Annotated in this window: 14 protein-coding genes, 1 pseudogene and 2 riboswitches; of the genes and pseudogenes, 13 read left to right on the top strand and 2 right to left on the bottom strand. The window is 42.6% G+C overall.

Features of this window, described 5'->3' with window-relative positions; genetic code table 11:
- Positions 1-315: 315 nt before the first annotated feature.
- Positions 316-780 (bottom strand): annotated as a pseudogene (locus L3V42_RS11365) (DMT family transporter).
- Between the two features lie 271 nt (positions 781-1051).
- Here L3V42_RS11365 and L3V42_RS11360 point away from each other — a divergent pair.
- The 4 genes from L3V42_RS11360 to L3V42_RS11345 all read left to right on the top strand — a co-directional run bounded on the left by L3V42_RS11360 (position 1052) and on the right by L3V42_RS11345 (position 5794).
- Entirely contained in the window at positions 1052-1855 is an 804-nt protein-coding gene (locus L3V42_RS11360; protein WP_238472026.1) for an ABC transporter ATP-binding protein, read from the top strand.
- A 195-nt stretch (positions 1856-2050) separates the two neighbouring features.
- Positions 2051-2989 carry a glycine betaine ABC transporter substrate-binding protein gene (locus L3V42_RS11355; RefSeq protein ID WP_238472025.1) on the top strand — a complete coding sequence of 313 codons (939 nt, stop codon included), beginning with the start codon at positions 2051-2053 and terminating at the stop codon, positions 2987-2989.
- Positions 2990-3226: 237 nt separating this feature from the next.
- Positions 3227-3327: riboswitch (purine riboswitch) on the top strand.
- Between the two features lie 212 nt (positions 3328-3539).
- Positions 3540-4844: an NCS2 family permease gene (locus L3V42_RS11350; protein WP_238472024.1), complete on the top strand. Its 1305-nt coding sequence runs from the start codon at positions 3540-3542 to the stop codon at positions 4842-4844.
- Between the two features lie 224 nt (positions 4845-5068).
- Positions 5069-5794: a gamma-glutamyl-gamma-aminobutyrate hydrolase family protein gene (locus L3V42_RS11345; RefSeq protein ID WP_238472023.1), complete on the top strand. Its 726-nt coding sequence runs from the start codon at positions 5069-5071 to the stop codon at positions 5792-5794.
- A 27-nt stretch (positions 5795-5821) separates the two neighbouring features.
- Here L3V42_RS11345 and msrA read toward each other — a convergent pair whose 3' ends face one another.
- Entirely contained in the window at positions 5822-6358 is a 537-nt protein-coding gene (gene msrA / locus L3V42_RS11340) for a peptide-methionine (S)-S-oxide reductase MsrA (protein ID WP_238472022.1), read from the bottom strand.
- An 87-nt stretch (positions 6359-6445) separates the two neighbouring features.
- On the opposite strand from msrA, the gene L3V42_RS11335 reads away from it, so the two are divergent.
- From L3V42_RS11335 to purN, 9 genes are all read left to right on the top strand, one after another.
- Complete coding sequence (locus L3V42_RS11335; RefSeq protein WP_238472021.1) at positions 6446-7156, top strand: MOSC domain-containing protein; 711 nt, start codon at positions 6446-6448, stop codon at positions 7154-7156.
- A 17-nt stretch (positions 7157-7173) separates the two neighbouring features.
- Positions 7174-7458 carry a DUF3219 family protein gene (locus L3V42_RS11330; protein WP_235762135.1) on the top strand — a complete coding sequence of 95 codons (285 nt, stop codon included), beginning with the start codon at positions 7174-7176 and terminating at the stop codon, positions 7456-7458.
- Positions 7459-7494: 36 nt separating this feature from the next.
- Entirely contained in the window at positions 7495-8085 is a 591-nt protein-coding gene (locus L3V42_RS11325; RefSeq protein ID WP_238472020.1) for a DUF2179 domain-containing protein, read from the top strand.
- Positions 8086-8639: 554 nt separating this feature from the next.
- Positions 8640-8742, top strand: a riboswitch (purine riboswitch).
- A 105-nt stretch (positions 8743-8847) separates the two neighbouring features.
- Positions 8848-9339 carry a 5-(carboxyamino)imidazole ribonucleotide mutase gene (purE, locus tag L3V42_RS11320; RefSeq protein ID WP_235762133.1) on the top strand — a complete coding sequence of 164 codons (492 nt, stop codon included), beginning with the start codon at positions 8848-8850 and terminating at the stop codon, positions 9337-9339.
- The gene (gene purK / locus L3V42_RS11315; protein WP_238472019.1) at positions 9326-10456 is read left to right on the top strand and encodes a 5-(carboxyamino)imidazole ribonucleotide synthase; all 1131 of its coding nucleotides are present in this window, start codon (positions 9326-9328) and stop codon (positions 10454-10456) included. Before purE ends, purK begins: the two co-directional genes overlap by 14 nt.
- 25 nt (positions 10457-10481) lie before the next feature.
- The gene (gene purL, locus L3V42_RS11310; RefSeq protein ID WP_238472018.1) at positions 10482-12704 is read left to right on the top strand and encodes a phosphoribosylformylglycinamidine synthase subunit PurL; all 2223 of its coding nucleotides are present in this window, start codon (positions 10482-10484) and stop codon (positions 12702-12704) included.
- A gap of 15 nt (positions 12705-12719) precedes the next feature.
- Positions 12720-14087, top strand: a complete 1368-nt coding sequence (gene purF / locus L3V42_RS11305; protein ID WP_238472017.1) for an amidophosphoribosyltransferase — start codon at positions 12720-12722, stop codon at positions 14085-14087.
- Between the two features lie 307 nt (positions 14088-14394).
- Complete coding sequence (gene purM / locus L3V42_RS11300) at positions 14395-15414, top strand: phosphoribosylformylglycinamidine cyclo-ligase (RefSeq protein ID WP_238472016.1); 1020 nt, start codon at positions 14395-14397, stop codon at positions 15412-15414.
- Complete coding sequence (gene purN, locus L3V42_RS11295; protein ID WP_235762128.1) at positions 15411-15974, top strand: phosphoribosylglycinamide formyltransferase; 564 nt, start codon at positions 15411-15413, stop codon at positions 15972-15974. The genes purM and purN overlap by 4 nt, the downstream gene beginning before the upstream one ends.
- Positions 15975-15978 lie beyond the last annotated feature (4 nt).

Genomic DNA, 15978 nt, shown 5'->3' with positions numbered 1-15978 from the left:
GATCCATAATGTACCACGCTCCAGCTCTATAACGGATTCGAGTTTAAAAGCGGTTGGTTTAATACTGGAATATGGCTCCTTCGCAACAAAGAAGCGATTACCTTTGGATGAGCATTTGCGATAGGAGCAAGAATCATGCTCACTTCATCAACAAGTCCATTTTGGATGAAAGATCAATTGATCGTTATGGAAAGTGAAGAAATGCAGGCGATACTCGTTTAACAGAAGAAGAATTGCATGTCATCAATGAAATTTTAAATAAGTAGGGAATAGATAAGGGTTGTCTTACGAATATAGTAGGCAACCCTATTTATATTAGATAGCTTTTTTCGAGACTTGTTTGGTCTCATCATCCTGTTCTTTAAAGATAAAATAAAGTGCACCAATCATTAAGATGATTCCTGCTAAACGCTTCATGCTGAATGGGGTGAGATCACTGGCAAACCAACTGAAATGATCAATCATCATACTCGCTGCCAACTGGCCGATAACGATTGTCGTGGTCGTAGCTGTAACGCCGATTTTGGGAGACGAAAAAGCCAATACAAAAACAAAGATGAGACCGAATATGGCGCAGATCCATTGCCAGGGAGGTGCTTCCGTGAGCTTGAATATGTTTCCTTCGCCTAGAACAATAAGGACAATGCTTAAGAAAATACTTCAGGTGAAAAAGGAGAGGTATGTACTTTCTATCGATCCTATTTTTTTGCTTAAATATCCATTAAGTGCAGCTTGCAGACTTACAAATATACCGCCTATTAAAGGTAGTAAAACGGTCATTCTATTCACCTTCCTATACAATTAGAAATAAGGAGCCAGCTAATAAAATAATAGCGATGAACCGATTACGATTAAATTTAATTGTGGGCGCACCAAGCCAGCCGTGGTGGTCGATCACAATATTGGGTATAGGGTATGTCGTCAGCTGTCTTTTGTCAATTCGTATACATTTCTATTTCTCATCTTATTTATTCATTGAGTTGTTTTCAGAAATATCCTACAATATGGAGTATTAAATTTGAATTTAACGAAATGCAGGAGGGATTGGAAAATGGAAAGCATTATCCATTTGCAACATGTGATTTGGAGAAGAAATAGACAAGAAATATTGAAGAATATCAATTGGAAAGTGAATCCAGGCGAACATTGGTGTATTTTAGGATTGAATGGTTCAGGGAAGACTTCAATATTAAATGTTGTAACAGGATATGATTATCCGACAGCAGGAGCCGTTTCCGTTCTTGGAAATGAATTTGGTAAGACGAATATCCCTGAATTAAGGAAACGAATCGGTTATGTCAGTAATTCACTTGGGCAATTTTCCCAAAGCTTGAACAGGGAAAAAGTCGAAAATATCGTCGTAAGCGGGAAGTTTGCTTCTATCGGATTATATGAAGAAGTGCAGCGAAAGGACTGGGAAAAAGCGGATGAATTACTGTCCACTTTGCGTTTAAGTTACGTTAGCGGGAAACACTATCAAGATCTATCCCAAGGAGAACAGAGACGTGTGTTAATCGCTCGGGCATTGATGGCTGATCCTGAGATTTTAATTTTAGATGAGCCATGTTCCGGGCTTGATGTATTATCGAGGGAAGAAGTGCTGGATCTCATGAATGATATTAATAAGAGGGATTGTCATTTACTTTATGTGACACATCATATTGAAGAAATAGTGGAAGCAATTTCTCATGTTTTGCTTGTCCGTGATGGTGAAATTGTTGCAGCTGGGCCAAAACAAGAAGTGCTTACCGATGAATTATTATCAGAAACATTTAAAATTCCTGTCACGGTTCGCTGGGAAGATGAGCGTCCATGGTTGACCATTCCGAAAATCAAAGAGCATGGAGTGAATTAGTAATCCCGCATAAATGAATGTTTTGGTTGTATGAGGTTACGATGAATCCGTTTCATCCTTTAAAATATATGTTTTTGCCGGAATTTGCGATTTGAGTATGTTGGCAAGTAACGGTAAGCTTTTAACTTGTACGTTGTTTCTCGTAGTAAACAAATTTTAAATAGGAGAAACGAAACTAACTTAAGGGGTGTTAATTTGGATTTCAAGAAGTTGAAACATGCAGGTTTAATTTTAGGGATTCTAATCACATTGCTGCTTGCAGCATGTGGTGATTCAGAGGAAGGTGCGGGTACAGATGATGGTACTGCAGACAGTAACGGGGATGTTGATTATGGAGAAGCGGTCGATTACACGATTACAGGTATTGAACCAGGAGCAGGTATCTCTGTTACGACAGAGGCTGCGATTGAAGAATATGATAATCTGCAAGGCTGGAATGTAGCATTATCATCAACCGGTGCAATGATGACAGAACTGGATAATGCAATCCGCAATGAAGAGCCGATTGTTATTACCGGATGGAACCCGCATTGGATGTTTGCGGCACACCCAGATATGAAATACTTGGAAGATCCGCTAGAAGTTTATGGTGGAGAAGAGAGTATTCATTCGATGAGTAGACTCGGGTTTGAAGAAGACCAACCAGAAGCTTACAAGATGATTGATCAGTTTGAATGGAATGTGGAAGATATGGAAGAAATTATGTATAAAGCGGAAGAAACCGGTGAGGATATCGATCAAATTGCTGCACAATGGGTAGAAGATAACGCAGATAGAGTTTCAGCTTGGTCTGAAGGCGTGGAAGATGCGGGTGGTGTAGAAGTTTCGCTCGTATCCACACCGTGGGATTCTGAACGTGCATCTTCAGGAGTTTTAAAAGCAGCTATGGAACAGAAAGGTTTTGAGGTAGAGGTAACGGAAGTGGATGTTGCCATTGTATTCGAATCCCTGGCAACAGGAGATGCAGATGCTACATTAGCGGCATGGTTACCTCTCACGCACAGTGAATTCCATGAATCATATAAAGATGATATTGTAGATATGGGAGCGAACCTAGTCGGCGCAAAAATTGGTCTTGTTGTACCAAAGTATATGGATGTCGACTCTATTGAGGATCTAAGCCCTAATAACTAATCTAACGTTTAAAAGATCAGGACTGGCTATTTTATGTCGTCCTGGTCTTTTTTTGGCAGATAAGAAAGTATAAATCCTTTCTTACTGCATAAGTGCAACTAAGGCATTCGCCTAAAGACTTGGCGAATGCCAAGTTTTCTGTTTCACACCAAATTACGACAAATACGAATGTTAATCTCTGAATCTAAAATAACATTCGGGTTCTGTTGACAAAGAGTGACAGTGAGAGTAGAATGGTTTTATAATTAAATGCAATTGCGTATAATTTCGGGAATATGGCCCAAAGTTTCTACCAAACCACCGTAAACGGTTTGACTACGCAGGATGTTTAATGAAGCTTCCATTGGCTATCATTATTCTATTCTTGTTGTTTTGGTAGACGCTCCTTATCCGAGCGTTTTTTTGTTTTTATTACGCATTAACGGTCTGTAATACCTCCCACTGAATGAAGTTTTACTCTATTAGACTCATTATTTATTAAAGGAGAAGGGGATAGTTCGAGCTAGATTTCCGTTCGCAACGCATTTTTCAATTTAGGAGGAAAAATGGAATGAAAAAGTATTTTCAGTTTGAAGAGCTCGGCACAAGCTACAAAACAGAATCCATTGCCGGACTGACAACATTCCTGGCAATGGCTTATATTCTTTTTGTGAACCCAGCAACGCTTTCAGCTGCAGGAATGCCTGAAGGAGCTGTGTTTACTGCAACAGCAGTCGCCGCTGCAGTAGGGACACTAACAATGGGTGTGCTTGGGAAATATCCTGTCGCGCTTGCACCGGGAATGGGTCTGAACGCATTCTTCGCATATACCGTTGTTTTACAATATGGAATACCTTGGGAAACTGCTCTAGCAGGAGTTCTCGTATCTGGAGTCATTTTTATCTTCTTATCTTTATCTGGTTTAAGAGAAATTATTATTAATGCAATCCCTGCAAACTTAAAACTTGCGGTAGGTGCAGGTATTGGCTTATACATTGCTTTTATCGGTTTATCAAGTGCCGGAATTGTGGTTGCGAATGAAGCGCCCCTCGTTGGTCTAGGAAACTTAAGGGATCCGAATGTGCTGCTTACGATTTTCGGTCTGATTGCGGCCGTTGTTTTACTTACAAGAGGTGTTAAAGCGGGAATTTTTTACGGAATGATTCTGACGGCAATTGTTGGGATGATCTTCGGTTTAATACCTGTCCCACAAGGGATTGGTGACATTGTTGGGAGTGTGCCGAGCTTAGCACCTACATTTGGTCAAGCATTCATTAATTTCGGCGATATCTTCACAATTGAAATGCTTATCGTTATTTTAACGTTCTTATTCGTTGATTTCTTTGACACAGCGGGCACATTAGTTGCAGTTGCAACACAAGCTGGACTAGTGAAAGACAATAAACTTCCGCGTGCGGGTAGAGCTTTACTTGCAGACTCAGCAGCAACAGTCGTGGGTGCGGTTGTCGGGACATCAACAACGACGTCTTACGTGGAATCTACAGCCGGTGTTGGTGCGGGTGGACGAACTGGTTTTACATCTGTCGTAACAGCAGGACTTTTCCTGTTGGCTTTATTCTTCTCTCCGCTCCTTGCAATCGTAACAAGTGCAGTTACTGCTCCCGCATTAGTCATTGTCGGAGTCATGATGGCGTCACAGCTTAAGAATATTGAGTGGGACCGGTTTGAAGTTGCTGTTCCTTCCTTCTTTATTGTGCTGATGATGTCTCTCACCTATAGTATTGCAACAGGTATTGCGATTGGTTTCATATTCTATCCGATTACGATGATTGTGAAGGGAAAAGCGAAAGAAATTCACCCGATCATGTACGGATTATTCGTTACCTTTATTTTATATTTTATTTTCCTAAGTTAATAGTATTTAATGAATTTCATAATACGTATTTAATGCTTCACCATCACCATATGTAGTTGAGTTGGCTTGTTCCCCAACTACATATGGTGGCGGAGGAGCCGAGTTTGGTAATTATGAAATTCATTCTATTGAGAAAGGTCGGACCTCCAGCAGGTTCGGCTTTTTTTGGATATGTAATAATTACGAATGAAAGATGATACAATATAATGTAGGGGGGAGCGATGATGAAACCTTTAATTGGTGTAGTGCCTGGAATGGAATTAAATGAGAAACATTATAAAATAACGAAGAATAATATGCTCGCAATTGAACAAGCGGGAGGTATCCCTCTTGTGCTATCTTATTTAACAAATTCAGCTATGATAGATGAAGTGATAGAACGGATTGACGGACTGTTTTTAACCGGTGGGGATGATGTTGATCCGATTTATTTTGATGAGGAGCCACATTTGCATCTTGGTCCGTTTATCCCAGAGCGCGATGCATTTGAAATGAAAATTACGCGGGAAATATTAGCGAAAGATAAACCGATACTTGGAGTGTGTAAGGGCGCGCAAATGTTGAACCTTGCAGCTGACGGAGATATGTATCAGGATATTCACAGGCAGCTAAAGAGTGAGTTGATCCAACATAGTCAAAAAGCTGGCAATTATGCGCCGATTCATACGGTCGAATTAATGAAAGGCTCTTTGATTCATCGCTTGGCCGGAGAGAAAACGATTCGGGTGAATAGCTATCATCATCAGGCCAATCGTAAGCCTGGTAAACATTTTATCATTAGTGGGAAAGCGCGTGACGGTGTTGCTGAAGTAGTGGAAAGTACGGTTCATCGCTTTGCATTAGGCGTTCAGTGGCATCCGGAACATATGAAAGATGTCGTGTCGAAAAAAATATTTCGTGGATTTGTTGCAGTGTGTGAAGAGGGAAAAGGAGAAGGAGCAAAGGCTTGAGAAAAATGAAATTCCCAAGCCTTGGCTTTAATTTTTAGTTGCAATGTTCCAGTGTGTTTCGATAAATTCATCTCGTCCAGATTCGGCCCGGTCTTTTTCGTATGCTTCTTTTTCTTTCATATAGAAATCTTGATGGTATTCTTCTGCTGGATAAAAATGAGCCGCCGGAAGGATTTCAGTGACAATTGGTTTCTTAAAGATTCCGCTTGCCGCTAGCTTTTCTTTTGATGCTTCAGCTTTTTTTTGTTGCTCAGGAGTCGTGTGAAAAATTGCTGCCCGGTATTGGCTGCCGCGATCATGGAATTGGCCACCTGAATCCGTTGGGTCGATTTGCTTCCAATATAAATCAAGAATGGTGTCATAGCTTATTTTCTCAGGGTCGAATGTGATTTCAACTGCTTCATAATGGCCAGTTTCCCCTGTTTTTACTTGTTCATAGGTTGGATTATCTATTTGTCCACCCGTATAACCGGAGACAACTTCATGAACACCATCCCACGAGTCAAACGGTTTTACCATGCACCAGAAGCAGCCTCCTGCAAATATTGCTTTTTCATTAGCCATATCTTTGCCTCCAAGTCTTTCGGTTTCTTTCTAACATTCTTTCATATAGAATAAAATTAATAATATCATGGAAAAGCAGGTGAAACAATGGAAGAGCCACATCTACATAAATTGTTTATCGGGAAAGTGAAACGGGTAGGTAAAGAAAATGCGGAAAATCCGTTGGAAAGACCATGGGAGACAGGGATATTTAAAGGAGAAACAAAAGAGCCGACCTGGCTTAGTGAAACTGGTTTCATTGGGGATGAAGTTGGTGATAAGAAGAACCATGGCGGACCGGAGAAGGCTGTTTTTTGCTACCCGATCAAGCATTATACGTATTGGCAGGAGAAATATGACCATGAAGCACTCGTGATGGGTGGCATGGGGGAAAACTTTGCAGTGCTTGAAATGGATGAGTTCAGTGTATGCATTGGTGATACGTACAAGGTCGGGGATGCGGTCATTCAAGTTTCACAGCCAAGGCAGCCATGCTGGAGACCCGCGCGCCGTTTTCAAATTCTAGATCTTGCTCTTCAAATTCAGAACACAGGAAGGACAGGCTGGTATTTTCGTGTGCTTGAAGAAGGGAATGTTGAAGCGGATAGTCCCATCGACTTGATGGAGCGCCCTTATCCGCAGTGGTCTGTTCAAGCTGCCAATGAAGTGATGCATTTTAATAAAGATGATTTAAGACTTGCTGATGAACTTTCAACTTGCGAGTTGCTGGCTGAGAACTGGGGGAATCGTTTAAGAAAGCGACTGCGCGGACAAGAATCGGGAATTGAGCGACGTGTTTTTGGCCCGAATAAGGAATAGGTTGGGAGTGGTAAGATATGGAGATATTGTTGAATGAATTGAAACTAGATGCCCAGAATGTTAAAGAAGATATGAGGGAAGATAAAGATAAGGTACGGAAATTTATCGCATTTGACTTTAAAGTCCATAGTGACGCCTATCATGATGTAACGACGGAACTATATAAAAATGATTTTCTAGTCCGGGTGCCAGAGATGGATCTTGAGTTTCAAGCAGTGATTCATAACTATTCGACTTCCGTTACAGATTTATATGTGCAAGATGCGGTTGGGGATTTTAAATTGGAACTAATTGAAAAATAATACGATAGAATAGATGTTTTCCGAGGGGGAATGGCGATGCTTGAAAATGCGTTAATCATGGTGGCAATTATTTTTCTAATCAATGTCGTCTATGTATCCATGTTTACGGTGCGGATGATTTTTACATTAAAAGGCAAGCGATATATAGCGGCGTTAGTAGGTATGGTCGAAGTTGTCATCTATGTCATCGGATTGGGATTGGTACTTGATAACTTGAATGAGATCCAGAACTTGATTGCTTATGCGCTCGGTTTTGGACTTGGTGTCATTATCGGATCGATGATTGAAGAAAAGCTCGCACTTGGATATATCGTTGTGAATGTAACTTCCTCCAATCCAGATATTAAGTTCACCCAACAGATTAGAGAAAAAGGGTTTGGTGTCACGAGCTGGTATGCTTATGGGATGGAAGGGGACCGTTTGGCGATGCAAATCTTGACGCCGAGAAAGTATGAACTATCCTTATATGAACTTATTCAAGGGATTGATCCAAAAGCATTCATCATCTCTTATGAACCGAAACAAATTCATGGCGGATTCTGGGTTAAACAAGTTAAGAAAAGTAAGATTCAGAAGCACCATGAAGAGCTTGTGGAAGAACATGAGAAGGAGAAAGAGGAAGAATGAGGCTATATACACTATGATATCTGCGAAGTGGCAGCTATCATAGTGTTTTTTTATTGTTTGTTGTTTTCCGGTAAAGTGAAACTTCATTCAGTGGGGGAATTATAAACCGTTCATGTGTAATAAAAATAATATAAAAGATTTATGGGAAAGTAATATTTAATTAACTGAATGAATTTCATAATTACCAAAGTCGGCTTTCCCATCACCATATGTAGTTGGGAACGAACCAACTACATATGGTGATGGTGATACATTAAATACGTTTTATGAAATTCATTAAACTTCCCATTCAATCAAAATAAATGCAGCATTGGGAGATTGGGAGAATAAAACCCCAGTGTTTTAGCCGCATGCCTTGTCAAGCTAAGAGTACTTGATTAATTTGGACTGTCCATCAATTATGAGTTCCAAAAGTTGAGCAAGTTAGTAAAGTGGGACAAAGGCTCTGACCCCATGTCTCAGAAAATAAGCAAAACCCGAACGTTAATAGATAAAGCTAATTTATCGTTCGATTTCTGTTGATTTTTGTTTGTTATTTTGATATGCTTAACGCAGAAAAAGTGAATAAAAAACCTCATATATTTCATGGAGAATATGGCTCCGAAGTTTCTACCCTTGACCGTAAATCCAAGGACTATGAGGGAAGGTGGATCATTATGTAAAATAATGATGAATGTTATCTGTTCGAAAGTCTATCATCTTCTCTTATATGTGGAGAATTGGATAGACTTTTTTTAATCTTGATAGAAAGTAGGGGGTTTCATGGCTTTAGTAGGTGTAATCATGGGAAGTATCTCCGATTGGGAAACGTTGGAACATACATGCAACGTACTTGAAGAATTAGAAATTCCGTATGAAAAAGAAGTGATTTCAGCACACCGAACTCCGGATGATATGTTTGAATATGCAAAAAATGCCCGGAAGCGCGGACTGAAAGTAATTATCGCTGGAGCGGGTGGAGCGGCACATTTACCAGGGATGGTAGCCTCGCAAACGAATCTTCCGGTTATCGGCATACCGGTTCAGTCGAAAGCGCTAAACGGACTGGATTCCTTACTATCGATTGTGCAAATGCCTGGTGGCGTACCGACTGCGACTGTAGCGATAGGAAAAGCCGGAGCAACGAATGCGGGAATTCTAGCGGCGCAGATTATCGGAGCATTTGATGGAGAAACAGCGGAAAGATTAGAAGATTATCGGAACGGAATGAAAGAAAAAGTAGCGGAAATGAGGGAAGACCTTGCAGACAAATAAAGTGATCCTACCACCGAAAACAATCGGAATTATTGGCGGCGGACAGCTCGGTCGCATGATGGCAATCGCGGCCCGCTATATGGGCTATAAAATCGCTGTCCTAGACCCGACACCAGATTGTCCGACAGCCCAAGTGGCAGACACACAAATTACGGCAGCGTATGATGACATGAATGCCATCAAAGAACTGACAAAAATTAGTGATGTCATTACGTATGAATTTGAAAATGTTGATTTAGAAGCAGCGACGTATATTGAATCCCTTGGTAAATTACCTCAAGGTGCCCTCGCACTTGAAGTTACACAGAACAGAGAGAAAGAAAAAACAATAATGAAAGACCTTGGTCTTCCGGTACCGGATTTTTCCATCGTAAGGAATGGAGAAGAAGCTAAAGCTGCTTTAGAAACGGTGAATCTTCCGGCTGTTATTAAGACATGCCGTGGCGGTTACGACGGAAAAGGCCAGCTGAAAATCGAGACGGAAGCGGATAAAGAAGAAGCAATCCGATTCGCTAAAGAACAGAAGCATTGCATCATTGAAGAGTGGATTTCCTTTGATAAAGAGATTTCTGTCGTGTTCTCTCGTACTGCAACTGGTGAGATAAAGTATTTCCCGATTTCTGAGAATGAGCATCGCGACCATATTTTATATAAAACGACCGTGCCGGCTGCAGTGAGTGAGGCGGTTCAAGACAAGGCCTATCACGCGGCGAGACTGCTCGGGGAGAAGATGGAAATCGTCGGAACCTTTGCAATCGAGATGTTTGTGAACGGGGAAGATATCTACTTAAATGAAATGGCACCAAGACCACATAACTCTGGTCATTACAGCATTGAAGCATGCAATGTGTCCCAGTTCGATCAACATGTACTTGCAATTTGCGGGCTCCCGTTAAAGGATATCGAACTATTACAGCCGGCAGTGATGGTGAACGTGCTCGGTGAACATGTCGAAGGATTACTCGAACATATGCAAGAAAGTTCGGCCGGTCATAGTCATTTATATGGTAAAGCTGATGTGAAAGAAAAGCGGAAGATGGGTCATATCACGTTTGTCGCCAAAGATGAGCAGGCAGTATTGCGCCAAGTTGCGGCTTATCAAAACGAGAAGCAGTAAATTTCCAAACACGGAGGGAAAAGGAATGAGCAATAATTCAATTACAAACGAGCAAATTGAAACGGAAAAAATTTATCAAGAAATGGGGCTGACTGATGAAGAGTTCCAACTTGTAAAAGAGAAAATGCAACGACTTCCGAATTATACGGAAACTGGAATTTTTTCCGTTATGTGGTCAGAGCATTGCAGCTACAAAACATCAACACCATTATTAAAAAAATTCCCGACAAAAGGCGAACATATCCTTCAAGGTCCTGGTGAAGGGGCGGGCGTTGTTGATATTGGTGATGAGCAGGCGGTTGTCTTTAAAATCGAAAGCCATAACAGCCCTTCTTACGTTGAACCATTCGAGGGTTCGGCTACAGGGGTAGGCGGAATTTTACGTGATGTATTTTCGATGGGGGCTAAGCCGATCGCTGCACTCAATTCCTTGCGTTTTGGAAAGTTAGATCAGGACCGGACCAAATGGTTATTCTCTGAAGCAGTTCGCGGGATTGCGAATTACGGAAATACGACTCGAGTTCCAACAGTTGGCGGGGAAGTTCAATTCGATGAAAGCTATGAAGAGAATCCGCTTGTCAATGCGATGGTCGTCGGACTAGTCAACCATCAGGACGTACAAAAGGGAGTAGCATCAGGTGTTGGTAATACCGTCATTTATGCTGGTGGAAAGACTGGAAGGGACGGAATTCATGGTGCCACATTCTCCTCTGACGTTGTAGGGGCGGAAGAAGATCATACGTCAGCCGTAGCGATCGGTGACCCGCATATGGGGAAAAAACTGATCGAAGCTTGTCTGGAAGTCATTCATTCCGATGCGCTTGTCGGAATCCAGGATATGGGAGCAGCGGGCCTCACATCTTCAGCAAGTGAAATGGCCAGTAAAGCAGGAACTGGAATGGAACTCGTTCTAGATCACGTCCCGCAGCGGGAAGAAAATATGGATGCGTACGAAATGATGTTATCGGAATCCCAAGAGCGCATGCTGCTTGTTGTGGAACAGGGCCGGGAACAGGAAATCCTCGACATCTTCCAGAAACATGATGTAGAAGCAGTTGCCATCGGTGAAGTACTTGAAGAAGAAGTTTTCCGAATTAAACATAAAGGTGAAATTTATGCGGAAATCCCAGTTGCGGCATTGACAGATGACGCACCTGTATATGAGATGCCTTCGAAAGAACCGGAAAAATATCATGCCTTACAAGCGCAGAAAGTTGCAATTCCAGCTGACTTGAACCACAGTGAAATGCTTCGGACTTTATTACAGCAGCCGACGATTGCAAGTAAGGAATGGGCATATAAGCAGTACGATTCTGAAGCGCAAGGGAACACGATTGCAGGACCGGGCCTTGATGCAGCAGTTGTGAAGATTGACGGAACGGATAAAGCAATTGCAATTACAACAGACTGTAACTCCCGTTATCTCTACTTAGATCCGAAAGTGGGCGGACAAATTGCGGTTGCTGAAGCCAGCCGAAACATTATCTGTACCGGTGCGAAGCCACTTGCGATTACGGACGGGTTAAACTACGGAGACCCGACAAAGCCTGAGAATTTCTGGCAGATGGAACAGAGTATCGATGGTATCCGGGAAGCTTGTCTAGCACTCGAGACGCCGGTTATTAGCGGAAACGTCTCCCTTTACAATGAGTCAAAAGGTGAAGCAATCATGCCGACACCAATTATCGGAATGGTCGGTTTACTGGAAGATACGAAATATTTAACGCCAAATACGTTCCAAGCAGCAGGAGACATAATCTATCTGATCGGGGAAACGAAAGCAGAGTTCGGCGGAAGTGAACTGCAGAACGTTTTAGAAGGTGCGTACGCAGGTAAAGCTCCTGAAATAAACTTAGAGACTGAAACAGCAAGACAGAAACAGATTTTAGAAGCAATTCGTGCAGGGGTTGTAGCATCAGCTCACGATATTTCAGAAGGTGGATTTGCTGTTGCACTTGCGGAATCAGCATTTACGGATGAAGGATTAGGGGTATCTGCCCGTCTGGAAGGGGACGTGACAGCTGCATTATTCAGTGAAACCCAGTCGCGCTTTATTCTCTCTGTTAAAGAAGAAAACAAAGAAAAATTTGAAGAAATTGTCCGTGACGCAACTGAAATCGGAACAGTCACAGCTGACGGGACTTTTGAAATTCAAGTAAACGGCCAAGCAATCATAAAAGAAAATGTAGACCAACTCAATACGCTCTGGAAAGAAGCAATCCCGGCGCTATTGAAATCTAGAAGCTAAAAGAGGAATCACATTATGTTTGGAATTTGGGGACATACCCATGCTGCTGAGCTTTCCTATTATGGACTGCATGCTCAGCAGCATCGGGGACAAGAAGGGGCAGGCGTCGTTGTCAGTGATGGAGAAGAACTGAAGCTTCATAAGGGGTTAGGACTTGTCAATGACGTATTTAAGCATGCCAATTTTCAGGAATTTACAGGGAAAGCAGCAATCGCCCATATCCGTTATTCGAAACACGGAGATAAAAATCGGGCGGTCGATAGTGTCGAGCCACTTGTCTTTCACTCACGTTCAACGAGTATAGCGATTGCCCATAGCGGCAACATTGTCAATGGTGAAAAACTGCGCGAGGAACTGGAAGATAACGGGAGCATTCTGCAGACCGCAACGGATTCAGAACTCCTCGCCCATCTAATTAAACGTTGTAAACAAAAGTCGAATGAAACAGCGATTATCGAAGCTCTCCAGCAGTTGGAAGGAGCTTATACATTTTTAATTATGGATCAAGATTATATGTATGTTGCAACCGATCCCCATGGCATCCGTCCCCTATCGATTGGAAGACTAGGGGAAGCTTATGTTGTAGCTTCAGAAACGAGTGCTTTTGATATCATCGGGGCGACCTTTGAACGGGAAGTTTTGCCTGGTGAATTGCTTGTCATTGGTGATGAAGGATTGAAGTCTGTACGATTTGCCATGCGGGAACAGCGGCGTCTCTGTGCGATGGAATATGTCTATTTGTCCAGGCCGGATAGTGATTTAAATCAGGTGAACGTCCATGCTTCAAGGAAACGAATGGGGATGGAGCTCGCGAAAGAAGCACCAGTGGAAGCTGATGTTGTGACAGGGGTGCCGGATTCCAGTATCTCGGCAGCGATTGGATATGCAGAGCAAATCGGCCTGCCGTATGAAATGGGAATTATTAAAAATCGTTATATCGGTCGGACATTTATTCAGCCATCCCAGGAGCTAAGGGAGCAAGGGGTGAAGATGAAGCTTTCACCGGTACGCGGAATTGTCGACGGGAAGCGGGTTGTCATGATCGATGATTCGATTGTACGTGGAACAACGTCTAAGCATATCGTAAGGTTGTTAAAAGAAGCAGGGGCTAAGGAAGTGCATGTCCGTATTGCTTCACCTGCGATCCAGAACCCTTGTTATTATGGAATTGATATGTCGACGAGAGAAGAATTGATTGCCGCCAACAACTCGCTTGAGGAAATAGCTGAGCTGATTGAAGCAGACAGTATCGAGTATCTCTCGGTCGAAGGCATGAAGCAAGCAATCGTTCGGGAAAGATCAATTCATCAAGGGATTTGCCATGCTTGTATGACTGGGGAATATCCGGTGCCAATTTTAGACAGAAGAGAAGATCCATCTTAAATAGGTTGTTCAAAAAGTCCGGTAAAAATGACACTTCGTGAAAGGGAGGTTCTACTAAGACCGTTCACGTCCTGTGGACAACGTAGAACTCACCACTTCCTGTGGAAGCTAGTTTGCTCGTTTTTCCGCTCCTTATGTACCTACTAACGTACATTCCGGTGCCGGGAGCTTTCGCCGCCTCGAATTTTGACGCACAGGATGTGCTAGTGTCGGCGTTGCAACAAGACGTTGCTTATTTAGCCGACCTCGATCCTTTTTATCCTCCTTTTTGAACACACACTTAAATAATGAATAAGGAAGTGTAATCATGTCAGATGTATATAAGAAAGCAGGCGTCGATGTGGAAGCCGGCTATGAAGCGGTAGAACGGATGAAGAAGCATATTAAGAAAACAACACGCCCGGAAGTGCTCGGCGGAATCGGTGCATTTGCAGGATTATTTGATCTATCGAAGTTTTCCTTTAATGAACCGGTTATGGTTTCCGGAACAGATGGTGTCGGGACAAAATTAAAGCTTGCCTTTGAAATGGATAAGCATGATACGGTAGGAATTGATCTTGTTGCGATGTGTGCGAACGATATCGTTGCTCAAGGTGCAGAACCATTATTTTTCCTTGACTATATTGCATGCGGAAAGAATAATCCGGAAAAAATCGAACAGATCGTAGCTGGTGTTGCGAACGGTTGTGTTGATGCTGGAGCTGCATTGATTGGCGGGGAGACAGCGGAAATGCCGGGAATGTACAACGATGAGGAATACGACCTTGCAGGCTTTGTTGTCGGAATTGCGGAAAAATCAAAGCTTGTTACCGGTGATCAGATTGCTGAAAGCGATGTGCTCATTGGGCTCCCGTCCAGCGGAATCCACTCTAACGGCTATTCGTTAGTGCGCAAAATTGTCGCGGATCTTGATTTTGCTCAAACATATGAAGGTCTTTCAAACCCACTAGGTGAAGTGCTTTTAACACCAACGAAAATTTATGCAAAACCAGTTGCAAAAGTGCTGGAAAAGCTGACGGTTAAAGGGATTTCTCATATTACCGGTGGAGGATTTTATGAAAACCTGCCACGAATGCTACCAGCCGGCTTAGGAGTGGATGTGAAACAAGGCAGCTGGGACATCCCGGAAATCTTCCCATTCTTAGAACAAAAAGGTGCTATTCCAGAGAAAGAAATGTACGGTATATTTAATATGGGGGTCGGCATGGTGCTTGTTGTGGAAGAGAAGGATGCGGAAGCTGCAGTTGCAATTTTACAAGAAGCCGGAGAAGAGGCCTCTGTTATCGGTAACGTAACCGGTGAAGAAGGAGTGCAATTTTCCTCATGAGTAAGGTGAAGGCAGCTGTATTCGCATCTGGTACGGGGAGCAATTTCCAGGCGATGCTGGATGAGGACGATTTTCCGTGTGAAATTGTTCTCCTCGTCAGTGATCAAGAGCAAGCAGGAGTTTTAAAGAAAGCAATGCAGCACGGTATTGAAACATTTGTCTTCTCTGCAAAGGATTATGAAAGCAAGGAAGCATATGAAGCGGAAATAGCAGAGCAGCTAAAACGGAAGGGGATCGAATGGGTTTTCTTGGCGGGTTATATGCGGCTCATTGGTCCGACACTTCTTCAGGCATATGAAGGGAAAATTGTAAACATTCATCCATCTTACTTACCCGCCTTTCCGGGGAAAGATGCAATCGGGCAGGCTTTTGAAGCAGGGGTTCGGCAGACGGGGGTAACCGTCCATTTCATTGATGAAGGGATGGATACCGGACCGATCATCCGTCAAGAAGCTGTTTCAATTTTAGCAAATGATACGAAAGAAACATTACAAAAACGGATTCAAAAAGTGGAGCACCGTTTATATCCGCAAGTCATTAGAGAGTTAATACAGAAGTGAGGGA

The organism is Oceanobacillus alkalisoli (assembly GCF_022213125.1).
GTDB lineage: Bacteria > Bacillota > Bacilli > Bacillales > Amphibacillaceae > Oceanobacillus > Oceanobacillus alkalisoli.
The sequence above is the reverse complement of the archived record's forward strand: the minus strand, read 5'-3'. Positions and strand labels throughout refer to the sequence as shown.